The following is a 1015-nucleotide window of genomic DNA, read 5'->3' as shown; positions in this document are numbered from 1 at the left end:
CCTGTCACCGTTGATCACCACAATCAGCACCCCCACCGGCGCGCCGGTGATCGCCGGCGCCCGGCTGCGAGCCGGCAAAACCAACTCCGGCAAGGGCGCAGCCCGGATGGTCGCCCAAGCCATCGCCACCGCCCGCGCCGCCGGGGTCACCGGCCCGATCCTGGTACGCGGCGACTCGGCCTACGGCAACAGCACCGTGACCGCCGCCTGCCGCCGCGCCGGTGCTCAGTTCTCGTTGGTGCTGACCAAAACTCGCGCTGTCACGGCGGCCATCGCATCCATCGACGAGCACGCCTGGATTCCCGTGCAATATCCCGGCGCGATTCGTGATCCCGACACCGGAGCATGGATCTCCGATGCCGAAGTCGCCGAGATCACCCACACCGCCTTTACCTCCACCGACAGCCCGATCACCGCACGGTTGATCGTGCGACGGGTCAAAGACGCCCGCTTCCCCGATGCGCTGTTTCCGGTGTGGCGGTATCACCCGTTCTTCACCGACACCGACGAACCCACCGCCGCGGCCGACATCACCCACCGCCGCCACGCGATCATCGAGACCGTGTTCGCCGATCTGATCGACGGACCCCTGGCGCACATGCCCTCGGGACGATTCGGCGCGAACTCGGCGTGGATCCTGTGCGCTGCGATCGCCCACAACCTGCTGCGTGCCGCTGGCGTGCTCGCCGGCGGCGCCCACGCAGTGGCCCGGGGAGCCACCCTGCGCCGCAAGATCATCACCATTCCCGCCAGACTGGTCCGACCCCAACGCCGCCCCGTTCTGCATCTACCCAGCCACTGGCCCTGGGCACAGCACTGGCTCACCCTGTGGCGCAACACCATCGGCTACAGCCCACCACAACCGGCAACACCCTGACCACCCGGCCGAACAGGCCCCTACCGGAGCGCACAGGAAAAGCTGGGCAGACCAGCGGATCCCACCTGCCCGCACCAAACCCAGCCACCGAAATTACCCCCGGCCACCATCAGGAAGGCCGATCCACGGATTGAGGCT

At 68.1% G+C, this 1015-nt stretch carries 1 protein-coding gene; it reads left to right on the top strand.

Features of this window, described 5'->3' with window-relative positions:
• The coding region (locus tag ACXMYJ_RS29190; RefSeq protein WP_460359556.1) for an IS1380 family transposase at positions 1 to 877 on the top strand (877 nt) is incomplete at its 5' end.
• Positions 878 to 1015 lie beyond the last annotated feature (138 nt).

It is taken from the genome of Mycobacterium sp. ZZG, from assembly GCF_054786995.1.
This window is presented reverse-complemented; position numbering and strand designations above follow the sequence as displayed.